Consider the following 15961-nt stretch of genomic DNA (forward strand, 5'->3'; position numbering starts at 1 on the left):
CTGAAATGTGTAACCAAAATGTCGAGCCTTAGTTTGTTCAAGCCCCATCCGGGAGAAGGTGTCGCCGCCGATGCAGCCTGTCAGCAGCTTCTGCTAACCCAAATGTTTTGAATCGTGCAACGCTGAGATGAACTCGGCCCAAAATCTCGACGTAGATGTGTAAGAACATTAACACCCGTAACAGGGGGCAAGACGATAGGCTGGAATGCGTTTATACAACTGCTTTACTACCTGAAAATGTGGAGGCTACCACGACGCGAAACTTATTGGGCTTGATTTCTGTCAATTATATTACTTTACTAGGAAAGGGCCTGAGCAGCAGGCGTTCTAGCGTTACAGGCAGAGACAAATCTATGCGATTTAAAGGTCTTGATCTTAACCTTCTCGTCGCGCTCGACGCGCTGATGACGGAGCGAAATCTTACCGCTGCTGCACGTAGCATCAACCTTAGCCAGCCTGCGATGAGCGCGGCGGTTGCCAGGCTACGAACATATTTTCGAGACGAGCTCTTTATGATGGTGGGCCGCGAGCTCGTCCCGACTCCCCGAGCCGAAGGGCTTGCTGCGTCGGTGCGTGAAGCGTTGGTGCACATCCAGCTATCGGTTATTTCATGGCAGCCTTTCGATCCCGCTCAAAGCGAACGTCGGTTCAGAGTGATCCTGTCCGACTACGTCACGCTGGTATTCATCGAGAAGGTCGTCGAGCGGGTAGCGCGAGAGGCTCCAGGTGTAAGTTTTGAATTCATGCCGATCACGGAAAATTTTGAGGAGCTCCTACAGCGCGTCGACGTAGATTTTCTGATTATGCCTGAGCCATTCATGTCGAAGCACCCCCACGCAGGGCTTTTCGACGATGTCTTCGTATGCGTGGCTTGCGAAGGAAACAGCCGCATCAGCGAATCCTTCTCCTTCGATCAGTACATGTCGATGGGACATGTCGCCGTCAAATTCGGCTGTTCCCTAAAACCGGCTGTTGATGAATGGTATTTGCGCGAAAGCGGCTACTCGAGGCGCGTAGAGGTCGTGGTTCAGTCCTTCAGCATGATACCGGGGATGCTCTCTGGAACGACTCGTATCGGAACGATGCCTCTGAGACTTGCTCAGGATTGCGCGAAGACTACGCCACTGCGCATTCTGGATCTACCGCTACCGATACCAAAGCTGACGGAGGCAGTTCAGTGGCCGATGCTTCACAATACCGATCCTGCCAGCCTCTGGATGCGTCAGACGCTTCTTGAAGTGGCCGCAAGGATGGCACCTTTTGAGCAGTTGTTTCCCGCGCTCGAACGGGAGTCCGTGTCTCTAGAAAGCACAGCCGCCTGATCACCTATCAAAGGCGGCGCATTGCGTTCGCTCCCGGCATTCTCAACAGTCTAGAGCCGGAGCTGGTCGGGCGCGACGTCTGCCGACGCGGCCTCCCGAACAGCAGAAACACCCCTTGTGTGACATTCATAATCTGGACCACAGAACGAGGCAGTCGCTTTGCTTGACCTCGTGGCTGGGCGGAAAGGCGAAAGTCTTAGCTCCGCTGGTCATCCTTTCGAGGCAACCCTTTCGATCGACGGGTCCGCTCCAAACAGTTGTGTCCATTTTGTCCGTCCTGCGACAGCCGGTTGTTCGCAATACGGCTGCAGTTGTCTCTGTACTGCCTAAAAACACCGTTTGGATCGCTCTTGAAGCTGATCTTGCACGTGGAACGCGTTTCGAAACACTGCGAGCGGGGCGGCGTGAGCTGCCGACCGCACGCCGAAAGCCGATGGAACGAAAAAGGAAGGCAAAGATGTCAGATTTGCGTCAGATCGCATTCTACGGCAAAGGGGGGATCGGCAAGTCCACTACCTCCCAGAATACGCTAGCGGCCCTCGTCGATCTCGGGCAAAAAATTCTCATTGTCGGTTGCGCCCCGAAAGCTGATTCGACGCGCCTGATTCTAAACGCCAAGGCCCAGGACACTGTTCTGCACCTCGCAGCGCAAGAGGGTTCCGTGGAAAACCTAGAACTCGAGGACGTTCTGAAAGTCCGGCTACAAAGGGATCAAGTGTGTGGAATCGGGAGGGCCCGAACCGGGCGTGGGATGCGCCGGCCGCGGCGTTATAATGTCGATAACTTCCTCGAAGAAAACGGCGCCTATGACAATGTTGACTATGTCTCCTACGACGTGCTGGGCGACGTTGTGTGCGGCGGCTTTGCGATGCCAATCCGCGAAAACAAAGCTCAAGAAATTTACATCGTCATGTCCGGCGAGATGATGGCACTTTATGCTGCCAACAATATCGCGAAAGGGATCGATCGGCGAGGCTCTTTGCCGTCTATGACGTCGGACCGACAGGCTGGGAAATCGCGGAGGTGGTTGATTTTGGCGATGGGTCACACGAAACAGGAAAACACGCAGGCGAGCGTGACAGCCGCATCGCTACAAGGGTGGAAGCCCCGAAAGGCTGCCACCTGCTATTCTGCCAAGCAATTGGCGGCCCCTCCGCCGCGAGGGTCGTCGCAGCAAAACTTCACCCAATCCAGGTTCCGGAGCCAGTCGTCATCGAAGATGTATTGCTGCGCACTAAGATGCTGAAAACCGCGCCCCCGCCATGGTTGAGGAAGGCGTTAGCCGATGCCGGTATGGGCATCCGAAGCCCTTTTTCGACGAAGAAGACTGAAGGGAGATCGCCATGACCTCCGGCGCAATCTCCGAAGGCACAGCACCCGACGATCGAAGCGCGATTGCAGGCCCCTTCATGGAATGCTTGGTTCGCCTCGTGTGAGCCCAGGATACGAACGGCGTCTGTGATGGAAAGAACGACCAGGAGCTTCTTTCCGATTTCATTGTTACGAAGGAACAGCGTCGCGCAATGGCGATCATCGGCGATCCCGATCCGGACGTGCTTTCCAGGCTTCAAATTTTCTACACCTGCGTAGCGCTCGGAGTGGAGGAACGTACCGGCCTCCAAACATCTTCGTTGATGACAATGAACCACGAGGTGTTCGGGCGTGTCGTTCTAACGACAGGACGTCTGGTGGTTTTGTCGAAGACACTACGCGATGTCCATCGCTTTGGTTTTGGCTCCCTGCAGGAGCTATCGAGACGCGGTGAGGGGTTTCTCGACGATGCCATGAAAATCATTCTTTACCTTTCCGGATATGGCGCGGGCATAACGTTCGACGTAAAATGAGGGAACCATGGTGAACCTTGATGAGCAGCTCAAAATCGTACGCAAGTTGCAGTTCCGGGCCGCGTCGGCGAAGCTGGAGCTGCATGACCTGGCTGAGGACCTCCCGGTTCGCTGGACCGACATCAAGCGCGTGGCCGAAAAGACATTCGATGCTTTTGCAGAGTTGGACGCCGCTCGAAAGAAGCTGTCAATGTCGGAGAAGTCGCGATGACAGGACCATTCCTGACGCGCGATGGTTCAAGCTGGGAACCTCAATACCTGACTTGCATCGATGCGGTTACCTGCATTGGATGCGGGCGCTGCTTCAAGGTCTGCTCACGACAAGTGATGCGTCTTCACGGGGTCGACGAGCTGGGGGAGATCTTCGAGGTGTCCGAAGATGATGATTTAGATGATCAGCTAAATCGTATGATTATGGTCGTCGACCAGCCAGGGCGCTCCATTGGCTGTGGAGCCTGCGCGCGTGTCTGCCCAAAGAACTGTCAAACCCACGTCGGCGCTTCAAGAGTCGATCACTGATACGCATGATTAGGAGAGTTCATCGTGTCCTTTCGAGCATTTTTTCGTATCCCGCTGCTGATTGTTATCGTGAGTGGGGGGTCAGCATACGCAGCCTCACTGTCCATAACTCGGACGATTTTCGTTCTGCTTCCAGTATTTTTGGTAGTCCAGGTCGCCTACTTCATCAGCCTCGTGTATGCCGTATATCGGTCAGGCAACGCTGATTTTTGCCACCCAAGACCGGTTTATCCAGCAAGCGTGAAGGCAGCTGAAGAGCTGCGAAGGAGAGGTCATGAAGGCGTCAATGGATCAAACGTCCTCCACCTCCACCTCCACCGAACTCCGGAAACCTGACTTATTCAGGTCTAAGTTCTTGGGCCTGACTTCCCTGCCGACTTATAAATAGCGCTGGTTCGCGACTACCATTCCGTCGCGGGCCTGCTGTTCGAGGGGATTTCCGCAAGTGCACAAGTTGCTCTCAAACGCAATCTGTGGACCATGCGCCTTGATCGCCATTCGTAAGTGTCACTCTAGCGGTTGACCTATTGCGCGAACGCCGTCGATATCCGAATTTCATATGGCTCTGTCCGGCTTCATCGCAATGTTTCTTCAGCCGAATGTAAAGCTGGTCATCGTAATAGTCTTCACACAGTTTCAACATGGCGGCGTCGTCAGGCTGGCTGAGCTTCAGACGGCTGGGGAGCAGGCATCCCTCCGAGATATCGACATCGGCGAACGATTTCTCAGCCCAGTTCGCGCTGGCGTCAGCGACGCGGTCCCTCAACGCGATCTGCGCCTGATCGGTCGAGACGTAGTGATGAATGTGCAGCCGGTAGTTCTCGGCGATCGGAAAGCCGTCATGCTTGCGGGCGTCGCAGATCATGTCATTGAACTTTTTCAGCTTGCCCTTCCACTTGCCATCGACCTGCCGAATGAATGTTGTTCCGGACGCCGTGAAATCGTCAATCAGGTAGACATCGTCGAAGCGGGCGTCTTCGCCCTGCTCGTTACGCAATTCCTTGCCGAGGTCCGCCCATTTCTCCCGGCCGATATTCATCATGGGAACGATCTGCTCCTGCGAAAGGCGGCCGGCGTTGGCTCTGCGCAATACATCGATGCGGCTGCCGTCACTCAATCCAATGAACAGCGAGCGTCGCAGGACGCGATTGAAGGCCTCGACACCTTCCTTGCGTCCCCAAACTTCGTATGGCTTGATACTCGCTTCGATCGCCGCGGCCTTTCGCAGGAACGGCGTGACCGTTTCCGGTACGAAGATCTCGATAACGCGTTGCATTTCTGCGGCCGAGATGTAGACCAAGCGCTTGCGGATGAAGGCGTATGCGGTCTTACGGTCCTCTTGTGTGAATTGACGAAGCCAGGTGGCCAAACTCTCAAAGAAGCGAACTCCGGCTCTGAAGTCGGCATAGCCATCGTATTTGATTGAGGACATGAGTTGAAGCCAGCCGTACTCAGCCGTCGCTTCATCATTATCCCACTGCATAAGCTCTGCAATAAGACTTAGCCCGAGGGTACTGATCATCTATTCTGCGCTCACTCATAAGGGAGAATATTGCGCTGACGCTGTTGACCAACGGCGAACTCCCCAACCCGAGTGAAAGCTTACACAGATTCGCGTGCCGCTCTAGTCAAAGTTGCGCTGGCTGCATACCTTCCGTGAGTTTTTTGGTCTTAATTCACATGATTTGGGTTTTGCCGCGGGCTATGGGTTTAAACAGCGTGCCCTTGGTTCGATTCCGTTCAGGGCGAGCAGAAGAACAGAAATCATGTGGCGAGAGCAGAAGTTCACGGGATAGCCAGACCGACGGTACGTGATCGCCAATACTCTTTCTCTCCTTCTGATGGTCAGAACGGGATTTTGGTTATTAGGCAAAGTATCTTGCGATGATGAGGCCGGTTGCGCGCGCAGGGCATCGGCCAAGCGATCGGCCAGGATTGATGGAAATCTTTGGAAATACTTGAGTTGATTTCAGAATCAGCGATTGAGTATCGGCCAAAGTGCATGCAGAAAGCCGGCAGCGTGATAGGCGGTGGGTTCATTGCGATCAAGAGACCACCCACGGCATGCCCCTCTCACGATCGCCATGATCGTCCCACGTTCTGTGACGGTGCCCGACGGTATGATCGATTGCGGGTTGGGGGCCATGTTAATCCATGCGCAGAATATCGGCCAACGGATCGGCCAAATGCAATGGATAATTGGGAAAAATCCTTATATGTGATAATAATAGGAAAATTGGATATCGGCCAAAATGGATATCGTGGAAGCACCCACACGCATCGAGCCTGCGCGTATCGAGCATCCCAATGGCGAACTACTCGACCTTTCGCTTGAGATTGTCGCTAGGGCCGAAAGTCTTGGCCGGGCTCTCCATCCTGAAACGGCAGCCCAACTGGCCCGAACAGTCAGGATCATGAATACCTACTACAGCAACCTGATCGAAGGCCACAACACCCGGCCACGCGAGATCGAGCAGGCCCTTCACGGAATTAAACCTGAGGACGATAGGCGCGACCTCAAGATCGAAGCCGTTGCACACTATCGTGTTCAGCAGGAGATCGATGAGCGGGCGGCGGCGGGGACGCTCCCCGATCCGGCATCACTAGAATTCATCCGGTACCTCCACCGCGCCTTCTACGACGGTGCAACAGAAAACATGCTGACGATCGCCGGTAACCACCACAGCTTTGTCATGACGCCTGGCGAATGGCGGCAGGGGCAAGAGCAGGACGTCGAGGTCGGCAGGCATCTGCCTCCCGCGAGCGATCGAGTGCCCGATTTCATGGCCTATTTCCACCAGCGGTTCGCCTTTCAGCCGGCTCCAGGAGGAGCGATGATGGCCGTCGGGGTGAGTCGTAGCGCCCGCCTTTTTGCGATGGCGACCGCGCATCATCGCTTCAACTACATCCATCCATTTCCGGACGGCAATGGCCGGGTCAGCCGTTTGATGAGTCATGCGATGGCACAAGCGGCCGGAGTGGGAGCTCATGGTCTCTGGTCAGTTTCCCGCGGTCTGGCGAGAGGCCTGGCGGGGGGGCCAGAAGGCCGCGCCGAATATAAGCAGCATATGGCCCGGGCCGACGAACCACGCCAGGGCGACCGTGATGGACGGGGCAACCTTTCGCTCAAGGGACTGGAACTATTCACCACCTGGTTTCTGCGCGTGTGTCTCGATCAACTCGATTACATGGACAGCCTGTTCGACCTCAAGACGCTGGGCGGACGCCTCAAGCGCTATGTCCATCGTCAGGAAACGTTGCCGGACGAATGCGCGCCCTTGCTTCAGGAAGCGCTTGTACGTGGGGAATTCGAGCGGGGAGAGGCTTCGCGTATCACTGGCCTGCCAGAGCGATCGGCGCGGCGCGTGCTGAAGGCGTTGACCGATGAGGGCCTGCTCGCATCTACTACCGAAAAGGGGCCTGTGTCGCTGCGTTTCCCGGTCCAGGCGCTCGATACTCTTTTCCCTCGCCTCTATCCCGAGGACGCATGACCTTTTCGCGCATAGGCGGACCGTCAAAAGAAGTGTTCCGTCAACATACCACACGCGGCAACCCTGCCATTCTGTTCGATATCTAAGACTTCAACTGAGTGTTTGCTGAACGATCGGCACAAGCGCGAGCGATCCGCTAGAGTCTGTCAGATTTACGTTGAAGCATATCCTGCATGCCTGATGTCAAGCGAACTGAAGATTTGACCCCACCTATTGCCTCACCCAGGAATGTTACCGAAGTTGTGTGCACTGAAATGGTCGTTATCTTCTCCCGCCGCGGCGGGAGAAGATAACGACGCGCGCTTCATCCAGTCTCCATCGAGAATAATCTGCCCGGCTGTTTCGATGCGCCAAGCCTTGACGGCCATTTGCACCGTCCGCAGGCTTTTCTTCGTGAAGCGTGACGAATCTGCGCTCATTAGACGCTCTAGGACCGAGGCTGCCGAAACCGCCGGATCCGCCTCAAGCCACGCTCGAATCTGGGGCTCGAATGGCTCCAGCATGCTCTGCCTTTTCGGGTAAGGCTTGGTCCGCCGATATGGTCTCCGATGTGTCGGCCGTTTCTCCCCAACCTGCCAGGCTGTCTTCAGGCTCAAGGTGAAACGCTGCAGATCGACGGCGACCGGTTCTTCGGATCTGGCGTTTAGGCCACGCCGATCGACCCGCCTTCCGAGCTCCTCCTGGGCGGCGCGGATCCCGGCAAACAGTATCACTGGATCCGCCCTTTCCAACATCGCCTGGAGCCGATCCTTGTCGGCCTCGGCCACACCGGAATGGGCCAGCACCCGCGCAACAGGCGGCACGGGCGGATGGTAGCGTTTGATGACACGAGCGCCGATCCGCGTCTTCTCCCGCAACTTGAACGAAGGTTGGAACAGGTTGCCATGCAGACGCACCACCTCATAGAGGCGAGCCAGCGCTGTCGTCGCCTCCGCGCCGACGAACCTTCCGTAACCGACCAGCCTTCGCACGATCGCACCGTTCTTCTGCTCGACCCAGGCTTGATCGTTCTTTCGATACGCGCGCGAACGGGTCACCTCCAAGCCCTGGCTTCGACACCAGCAGACCACCAGTTCGTTCATGAAGGCGCTGTCATTGTCGAAGTCGACGCCAAGCAGCGGAAATGGAAACTGCGAGCGGGCCTGCTTGATGGCAGCGATCACGAGGCCGCTTTCGCGCGTCCGCACCGGCACGCACTCGGTCCAGCCCGTGGCGATATCGGTCAGCACCATCGTCTGCGCGAAGCTGCCGGACGAAGAGGTACCCGAATGGGCCACGAAATCGACCTCGACGTAACCGGGCAACGGATCATTCCAGTCCCCGAAAGTGCGCACCGGGACCGACCGGCGAACCGCGGAACTCATTCCGGAACGCCGACGCTGGCCACCGCGAGCCACCACGCGTATCTCTGACAGCAACCGATCCATCGTCGCTGCACTGACCATTAGCAGTTTATCGCGAAGCTCGCTGTTCAGCTCGAGCCGGCCGTGACGCTCAAGGGCTGGCAGTAAAATCGGAATCAGCGGCTTCAGGCGTTTCGAGCAAAGACGATCGGACGCTTCCCATAGAGCCACCAGCGCTTCCCTGACGTCGGGACCATACTGGACAACGTGCTGCCTAGCGGAAGGCGGCTCGAACCCACGATGGCGGAGCACTCTGATCGCATGCTTGCAGTGGTAGCCGGTAACTGCGACGAACTCATCTAGGATTCTATGCTTGTCCGCCCGACAGCTCGATCGATAGCGCTCAATGATTGCCTCAATCAGTTCCGTCCGTGTCGCCATGCTGATCCGCCGTGCCATCCATCCCCCGAGCCGGGACAGCGAACCATGACCATCCCATCGGGAGCATCAACACTATCGGTAACATTTTGCTTGAGGCAATGCGGGGGTCAGTTTCTCATTTCGCCTGACACCTGAGATAGGCGGCGCATTCGTGTGAGCTGAAGGCTTTGAGGACTTCGCCGACGCGCCTCCATGTCGCGTCGACGCTCCGCTCGTCGGCCTTGCGCAGCAGGGTCTTGAGTTTGGCGAACATCATCTCGATCGGATTGAGATCGGGGCTGTAGGGCGGCAGGAAGAACAGATGGGCGCCGGCATCGCGGATGGCGTTGCGCGCCGGCTTGCCCTTGTGGCTACCGAGATTGTCGAGGATGACGATATCGCCGGGGTTGAGGGTTGGTGCCAGGCATTGCTCGACCCAGGCGGTGAAGGCGATGCCGTTGATCGGGCCATCGAGCACGAAGGGCGCGACGATGCGGTCGTGGCGCAGGCCGGCGAGGAAGGTCAGCGTCTTCCAATGGCCATGCGGTATTCTGGCGATCAGCGGCTGGCCGCGCTGACACCAGCCGCGGGTGCGCGTCATGTTGGTTTTGACCCAGGTTTCGTCAACGAACACCAGGCGGCGCGGATCAAGTCGATGTTGCTCATTGACGACCTTTGCCGAGCAAAGCCGGGCTCCTCGATTAAGCGTGCCTGCCGCGAGCTGTGCGCGCAAATCACCGAATACGGCGGACCCCACCGACCCGCGTGCCGTGCCCGAAGTCATCAGCAGTTCCCAGGCGGGCGGGAACGCCGATCGAACCGACCAGAATATCATCGAGGAAAGGATGGGCGTTGATGCCACTATCGAGAATTCCGATAAGTGGGGCATCGGCCGCAATCCCATTCAACGGGGGAACGTTCTCCAAGGTGAGATCATAAGCCTCGCTCGTCGTTACGTCGGGCTGGGGCGGTTGGTCAATCGTCGCAACGGCCTCTACGGCGAGCAAGGTCTTTAGAAGCGAGCCCGACACCCGAATGCGGGCCATTGTGATTGACGGGCCAATATAACGATCAAGGACTTCACCGTCCCTGGCCTCAATGTAGGCTTCAGTTTGCTCTAGCTTGCGCTCGCGCAACCGTCGCTCGCCGAGATCCCAGAGCTCAAGGTCAACAAGGTATATGGCGTCGTCTTCAAAATCCGACGATTCGTTGAAACCTTCCTCACGGAAGCGGACGCCGATGCGATCTCGAGGTTCGATAGCGCCGATGCTTTCGATCGCTGCGATGAAGCTGTTATAGGGGGAGCTTTCTGTCCCTCAGGTATTCCGGCCTTCCATGCTGCAAGCCGGCGCCGGAACTCCTGCATCTCGTCGGTTGATGCAAACAGGACAAGTGAACGATCCAGATCGCTCGACAGGACCGTCAGACCCAATTGCTCCCACTGCTCCTCGAGCAATTGGCTGCTCATGTGGACACGCAGGATCAGAGAGGGATCGACAAATTCGGCTTTGCGTCGACGTTGCTGCGTGGCGGTCGCCGCGTCCAGTTCGGTTTCAAGTTTCGTGCTATGAGCCGCGAGGTCTCTGTTTGGCGGCGGTGACCCGCCACCGTGCTTGCGCCGTTCAAAGCGTTCTGGAAGACGGACGAGTTGTATATGGTCATACCGTGCCATGTATCAGCCGATCAGGAGCCGGCTTTCAACCGCGCGGAGTTCGAGCGCCGACGCGTCTCGTCTTTCAGAGCTCGATTGAAATCACGCTCCTGGACCTGTTTGCGGCGTTCGACGATCATCGACTTGATCGCCTGAATGCAGACCCGCTCGATCTCTGCGTAAGAGTAGCCCTCAAGCGATGAAATGAAGGCCGTGGGCTCGAACGCGGTTGCAACGTTCTTGAACTTCATGCGCAGGAAGCGATCAATCATCCTGCGATCGGGCCGCTCAAACCATACGACTTCGTCGAACCGGCGCCACACCGCGGGATCAAGTGACTGGTCAAGATTCGTGGCCGCGATCAGGAAACCCTTGGGCCTGATCTGGTCTATGAACAGCAAAAGGCTGTTCACGACCCTGCGCAGCTCATTGTGCTCACCGCTGTCGTCGCGTGCTCGAGCAAGCGCATCGAATTCGTCGAAGAACAAAACGCAGGGCTGTTTGCGCGCGAACTCGAAAATCTTGCGAATATTGGAGGCTGTCTCACCGAGATAGGATGATATAAGCCTGTCGAGTTTGACGACGAATAATGGCAGACCGAGTTCGGCCGCAAAAATTTCTGCGCAAAGCGTCTTGCCGCAGCCAGGTGGCCCACAGAAAAGCACCTTCGAGCGGACCTGTAATCCATGGCGGCGAAGGTCCTCACCGCGCCGGAATTCTTTGATTAACCCCAGCAACACGCGAACATTCGTTGCGCTAAGGACAATATCCCCCTTCGTGTGCTGAGGCTCGATCCGTTCTATGAAGTCGGATGCCGCCTCCGGAAAAGGAAGGAGAGGTGCGAGCGCTTTCGGAGCGGCTGGACGGTTTGACCCACCCTCAAGCGTCTTCCTCAAGGTCTTTGCCAAGGCCAGATTGTTCTTCTTTTCCTCTTCTGTGATGATCTGTTCGGCAACGGCGCGGAACTCGTCGTCCCGACCGTAGCTTGCCAGCAATTTCTTCATCAATTCGCCGCGTGCCATTGGTCGCCTGAAGAGCTTTCTGCCTAGAATCAGCCTGTCATCACAGGCTTAACCCATTTGTTACGTGAACAGAGTGCTCGTCAACTGTAAGCATCTATCATTGGACGAACAAGGCCTGCCGCAAAGCCGACTGCGACGGAAAATCGCGAGGAACACGACCCATTTCAATTCAATCACTGCCCTGTCTTACCATCTCGACGTGGAGCGACCGAGGGTGAAGAAGATGATAGCTCTTCTTCCGCGCGCGTCAGGCTAAGCCAGTGATCCAGCCTCTCGGCTGTACCGCGACCACCTGTCGAGGGTGGCAGGGCTTGACGTCCTGACCTGATCCCGTGGTAACTTTGTGAGAAAAGGGGCTCGTTTCCCGCGCCTTAGGGCGCTCGACAACGGGAGAAATACCCACCGCTCATCCCATAATATTCCACGAATGCTGGTTATGGCGTGAGATTAGAATAGCCGGGTCCGTGGTTCGATTCCAACACCCAGCTACGGCTGTAGTTACAAGGCGGCGCATTGGGGGCGACGTCGCAAGATCTGGCGGGTGAAGTCAGGGACGAAGTGAAAAGGTTCTTCCTGCTCGGAATTGACAAATTGACGAGGGGAGGATTGTCGCAAAACGACGCGCTGCGGGTTCTTGCGACATTAGAAGGCGCGATGCTGACGGCGAATGTTCTCGAAGACCCCTCCATGTTTGACAACGGTACCGCCTCCCTTGCCTAAGCTGCCGGAATTTCGCGAAGGCGGCCTCCTTCGATGGCTTTTGAGTTGACCGATTGGCATTACACCGCCTGGTGAGGAGTTGCCATTCCGGCGCAATGGCGCGTCCGGCAACGAACGCAGCGGAGTATTCGCGAGATAGCGTAGCCAGAGGAACCTGATAGTCATTATCCCACGGCGTTGCCGTAACGCTTGTTGTTACCAAGTTTCCCGGTGCGCGGAGGGCCAATCAGTTTGCGCGTAGCCCCTGCGATGAAAACAAGTGAACCCTTTTCATGTCGGGAGCGACCATGACCGTCCGGCCGGGTTGAAGATCGATCCGGTCGTAAAGCTCCAGCGGTTTAGCTGCTGCGTTGGGCAAAAAGATCAGGCCGTAATGGGTCGATCCTTTCTGAGACGGAGCGAAGCAAACGTGCGCTGCTCGTCGGCTGGCCGGGTTAAGTCAAGCTGACAGGAATAGCCTCGTGGATTTCTCGCTGAGAGATGGTTATCTCTGGCCATGTCCTCGAGCCGCAGGGCTACGTTTGAAGGCGATCGGCTCGAAATTTTTGAATGTATCCGTTTCCTGCCCCGCGGTTTCGTTGCGTAGGCCGGTCCGGCCTCCGAGCCTTTTCAGTGCCTCAAGCAGGTCATCGACGAACGTGAAGATGATGGGGATGACAATAAGGCTGAGTAGCGTTGAGGTCATTACGCCGCCGATCACGACAATAGCCATCGGCTGTCGGAAACTTGAATCGCCTCCCGTCAGGCTAAGAGCAGCCGGAAGCATGCCCGATGCCATGGCGATGGTCGTCATGACAATGGGGCGCCCGCGCTTGTGGCAGGCACCAACGAGAGCATTGAACCTTCCAATTCCTTCGCGGCGCGACATGATTGCGTGTTCGACGAGCAGGATCGAATTCTTCGTCACCACGCCCATCAGCATCAGCAGCCCGATGACGACCGGCATCGAGAAGCTAGTTTCGGTTACCAACAGAGGCAGGAGCGCGCCTCCGAGCGAAAGCGGGAGGGCCATGAGGATGGTGAACGGCTGCAGGAAATCTTGGAAGAGCAGGACGAGTACCGCATAGATGCAGAACACGCCGATCGCCATTGCAAGAGCGAAGCTTTGGAACAGCTCCGAACTGCGCTGAAGTTCGCCTTGCTTCACGAGCGTGACGCCCGCCGGCAGGTGCTCAAGAGCCGGCAGTGCCTTTGCCTCGCGATAGACTTCACCCAGGATACGGCCGTTGAGCTCGACGGAAACAGTCATTTTGCGCATTCTATCGATGCGGTCGATCTCGGAAGGACTTCCGCCGATACGTATGTCGGCGATTGATCCAAGATCCACGCTGCCATGGGTTCCGGGCACCCTTATGTTCCTGATGTCGTCGAGATTTGTGCGTACCTCGGGGTTGAAACGGACGACGATGGGGATCTGCCGCTGAGGCAGATTGAGCTTTGGCAGGGCGGAAGAGTAGTCTCCATGCGTCGCAACGCGCACGGCTTCCGCGATGGCGGTTGACGTCACCCCGAGTGCGGCTGCGCGTACAAAGTCCGGGGTGATCTGAACCTCGGGCGCCTGCCTCGATGCGGTTGAGGTGACTGCTCCGATGCCATTGAGCGTTCGGAGTTGCTCCTCAAGCGCCTTGGTTGCTTCGTCAAGGGCATTGGAGTCATCGCCGGCAAGGGTGATGACGAGCTGCGTGCCGTGGCCGCCGCTGCCGACCGCAACCCGCACGCCGGGGAGCGCCGAGAGGGCCAACCGGATATCCTGTTCGATCTCTGACTGTTTGCGGTCTCGTTCGTTAATGGGCGTCAGCATGACGTCGAGCGCGGCTGTTCCGATACTGACCTCGGTGCCATCATCCGATGATGCCGAACCGACTGACGAGAAGACATGTGTCACATCGCGAAGCTTGCTTACGATGTCCGCCGCCTTCTTGGTCGTCGTGTCCATTTGGTCGATTGTCGCTCCGGGCTGCTGGGTCAGCGTCACTTTGGTCCGGGCGTCGTCGGCAGCCGGTAGGAAGCCCGATTTCAGGAAAGGGATGGTGGAAAGGGAGAGTGCGACGAAGACTGCGGTGCCTAGGAGCGTCTTCTTCCTGTGCTTCAAAGACGCCTTCACAAGCGCGATGTAGACCCGCATGATTCGCCCATCCTTTTCCTGGGTGGAATGCGGCTTCATGAAATAGGCGGCCATCATCGGCGTCAGCAGGCGCGCAACGATTAGCGACGCGAGTACGGCGACTGCCGCGGTGATGCCGAACTGGCGGAAGAGCAGCCCTGAGACGCCGCCCATGAAGGCCGTGGGCAGGAAGACCGCGACGAGCGTGAGTGTGGTCGCGATAACTGCCAACCAGATCTCATCGGCCGCTTCGAGGGCTGCATTAAACGGTCGTTTGCCCATCTGGAGATGGCGAGCGATGTTTTCGATCTCCACGATGGCATCATCGACAAGAATGCCGACCACCAGCGATAGTGCAAGTAGAGTGATGATATTGAGGCTGAAGTCAGCGGCGTACATTAAGAGGAAGGTCGGTATGACCGACAAAGGCAGCGCCACCGCCGACAAGATCGTCGCGCGCCAATCCCGGAGGAAGAGCCAGACCACCACGACGGCGAGGATCGCCCCCTCGAACAACATCCGCATCGAACCATGATAGTTCTCGAGGACCGCCCCGACGGTGCTGTAGACTTTATCGATCTGCACCTCGGGATGTTCGCCGGCGAACTGTGCTACCGTCTGGTCGAGGTCGGCGGCAACGCCGGCGTCCGAGAACCCGTTCGAGCGCTTGATCGCGACAGCGATCACGGGCTGGCCGTCGAGATAGGCCAGCGAGGATCGGTCCGCGAAACTGTCAGTGACGGAAGCGACATCGTCAAGACGGACCTGCTGCCCGTTGGGCAGCGGAATTTGGAGCCCTTTCAGCGCCTCGACCGACGCTACGGCGCCGAGCGTCCGCAACGTCTGTCGGGCTCCGCCGATTTCTCCAAGCCCACCCGACGTATCAGCTTGGACCGACTTCAACTGTGCTGAAACAGTCGCCGCAGTGACCCCGAGCGACGCCATCGTTGCGGGATCGAGGTCGACATGGACCTCGCGATCGATCCCGCCGACGCGGCTCACCTGTCCCACTCCCGGCACCGACAGGAGTGCCTTCGTCATGTCGTTGTCGATGAACCAGGAAAGCTCGGTCTCGCTAAGATGAGCGGAACGGATCGCGTAGGTGACCAGCGCGGCGCCCTGCAGGGTCACTTTGGTGACGCTCGGCGTCTGCATCTCCGCCGGCAGATGCCCCTTTGCACTGTCGACAGCATTGCGGACCTCGTTCAAGGCTTCATCGGTGTTCTTTTCCAGATCGAAGGTGACGCTGAGTGAGACGGTTCCGTCGGTGATCGTTGTGGCGATGTGGTCGAGATCACTCAACGAGGCCACCCGGTCCTCGATAATGCGGGCAACTTCGGTCTCGAGCTGCGCCGGCGCGGCGCCCTCGAGTGTCGCGGTGATGTTGATCCTCGGAAGGTCCATATCCGGGAAGTATTGGACCGGCAGGCGCTCGAAAGCCAATATCCCACCGACCGTGAGCATCGCGAAGAGCAGTATCGCCGGTATGGGATTGAGAATCGACCAGGCGGAGAAATTCATCAGC

11 protein-coding genes and 4 pseudogenes are annotated in these 15961 nt (G+C 57.4%); 8 read left to right on the forward strand and 7 right to left on the reverse strand.

What is annotated here, in order from left to right:
• Positions 1–353: 353 nt before the first annotated feature.
• From QA644_RS34745 to fdxB, 6 genes and pseudogenes are all read left to right on the forward strand, one after another.
• Positions 354–1322: a LysR family transcriptional regulator gene (locus QA644_RS34745; protein ID WP_283074168.1), complete on the forward strand. Its 969-nt coding sequence runs from the start codon at positions 354–356 to the stop codon at positions 1320–1322.
• Positions 1323–1779: 457 nt separating this feature from the next.
• Positions 1780–2286 (forward strand): annotated as a pseudogene (locus QA644_RS34750) (AAA family ATPase); the annotation flags it as partial.
• Between the two features lie 2 nt (positions 2287–2288).
• Positions 2289–2669: pseudogene (gene nifX, locus QA644_RS34755) on the forward strand (nitrogen fixation protein NifX); the annotation flags it as partial.
• A pseudogene (locus QA644_RS34760) lies at positions 2666–3149 on the forward strand (NifX-associated nitrogen fixation protein). The pseudogenes nifX and QA644_RS34760, both read left to right, overlap by 4 nt.
• 24 nt (positions 3150–3173) lie before the next feature.
• Positions 3174–3377 (forward strand): CCE_0567 family metalloprotein, encoded by a 204-nt coding sequence (locus tag QA644_RS34765; RefSeq protein WP_283074169.1) that lies wholly within the window; start codon positions 3174–3176, stop codon positions 3375–3377.
• Positions 3374–3685, forward strand: a complete 312-nt coding sequence (fdxB, locus tag QA644_RS34770; protein ID WP_283074170.1) for a ferredoxin III, nif-specific — start codon at positions 3374–3376, stop codon at positions 3683–3685. Before QA644_RS34765 ends, fdxB begins: the two co-directional genes overlap by 4 nt.
• A 460-nt stretch (positions 3686–4145) precedes the next feature.
• Here the strand turns inward: fdxB and QA644_RS34775 are convergent, their stop codons facing one another.
• Positions 4146–5207, reverse strand: a complete 1062-nt coding sequence (locus QA644_RS34775; RefSeq protein ID WP_283074171.1) for a hypothetical protein — start codon at positions 5205–5207, stop codon at positions 4146–4148.
• Between the two features lie 730 nt (positions 5208–5937).
• Between QA644_RS34775 and QA644_RS34780 the strand changes: the two genes are divergently transcribed.
• A complete protein-coding gene (locus tag QA644_RS34780) occupies positions 5938–7176 on the forward strand; it encodes a Fic family protein (RefSeq protein WP_283074172.1) in 1239 nt (412 codons plus the stop codon).
• A 218-nt stretch (positions 7177–7394) separates the two neighbouring features.
• On the opposite strand, the gene QA644_RS35320 is transcribed toward QA644_RS34780, so the two are convergent.
• The 5 genes and pseudogenes from QA644_RS35320 to QA644_RS34805 all read right to left on the reverse strand — a co-directional run bounded on the left by QA644_RS35320 (position 7395) and on the right by QA644_RS34805 (position 11594).
• Positions 7395–8405, reverse strand: coding sequence for a hypothetical protein (locus tag QA644_RS35320; protein ID WP_349254150.1), 1011 nt, complete (start codon positions 8403–8405; stop codon positions 7395–7397).
• A 670-nt stretch (positions 8406–9075) separates the two neighbouring features.
• Positions 9076–9591: pseudogene (locus tag QA644_RS34790) on the reverse strand (IS630 family transposase); the annotation flags it as partial.
• Between the two features lie 82 nt (positions 9592–9673).
• Entirely contained in the window at positions 9674–10075 is a 402-nt protein-coding gene (locus QA644_RS34795; protein ID WP_283074174.1) for a hypothetical protein, read from the reverse strand.
• Positions 10057–10611 carry a hypothetical protein gene (locus QA644_RS34800; protein WP_283074175.1) on the reverse strand — a complete coding sequence of 185 codons (555 nt, stop codon included), beginning with the start codon at positions 10609–10611 and terminating at the stop codon, positions 10057–10059. The genes QA644_RS34795 and QA644_RS34800 overlap by 19 nt, the downstream gene beginning before the upstream one ends.
• An 11-nt stretch (positions 10612–10622) precedes the next feature.
• Positions 10623–11594, reverse strand: a complete 972-nt coding sequence (locus QA644_RS34805; protein WP_283074176.1) for an ATP-binding protein — start codon at positions 11592–11594, stop codon at positions 10623–10625.
• A 531-nt stretch (positions 11595–12125) separates the two neighbouring features.
• Between QA644_RS34805 and QA644_RS34810 the strand changes: the two genes are divergently transcribed.
• On the forward strand, positions 12126–12332 hold the full coding sequence (locus tag QA644_RS34810) for a hypothetical protein (RefSeq protein ID WP_283074177.1): 207 nt from the start codon (positions 12126–12128) through the stop codon (positions 12330–12332).
• A gap of 484 nt (positions 12333–12816) precedes the next feature.
• On the opposite strand, the gene QA644_RS34815 is transcribed toward QA644_RS34810, so the two are convergent.
• Positions 12817–15957, reverse strand: a complete 3141-nt coding sequence (locus QA644_RS34815) for an efflux RND transporter permease subunit (RefSeq protein WP_283074178.1) — start codon at positions 15955–15957, stop codon at positions 12817–12819.
• Positions 15958–15961 lie beyond the last annotated feature (4 nt).

This window comes from Rhizobium sp. CC1099 (genome assembly GCF_029714385.1).
In the GTDB taxonomy this organism is placed as follows: Bacteria; Pseudomonadota; Alphaproteobacteria; order Rhizobiales; family Rhizobiaceae; genus Rhizobium.

Excerpts from the sequence above, each read along its gene's own strand:
- QA644_RS34805 (WP_283074176.1), bottom strand. The coding sequence starts at position 11,594 with ATGAAGAAATTGCTGGCAAGCTACGGTCGGGACGACGAGTTCCGCGCC.
- QA644_RS34800 (WP_283074175.1), bottom strand. The coding sequence starts at position 10,611 with ATGGCACGGTATGACCATATACAACTCGTCCGTCTTCCAGAACGCTTT.
- QA644_RS34775 (WP_283074171.1), bottom strand. The coding sequence starts at position 5,207 with ATGATCAGTACCCTCGGGCTAAGTCTTATTGCAGAGCTTATGCAGTGG.
- fdxB (WP_283074170.1), top strand. The coding sequence starts at position 3,374 with ATGACAGGACCATTCCTGACGCGCGATGGTTCAAGCTGGGAACCTCAA.
- QA644_RS34780 (WP_283074172.1), top strand. The coding sequence starts at position 5,938 with ATGGATATCGTGGAAGCACCCACACGCATCGAGCCTGCGCGTATCGAG.
- QA644_RS34765 (WP_283074169.1), top strand. The coding sequence starts at position 3,174 with ATGGTGAACCTTGATGAGCAGCTCAAAATCGTACGCAAGTTGCAGTTC.
- QA644_RS34745 (WP_283074168.1), top strand. The coding sequence starts at position 354 with ATGCGATTTAAAGGTCTTGATCTTAACCTTCTCGTCGCGCTCGACGCG.
- QA644_RS34815 (WP_283074178.1), bottom strand. The coding sequence starts at position 15,957 with ATGAATTTCTCCGCCTGGTCGATTCTCAATCCCATACCGGCGATACTG.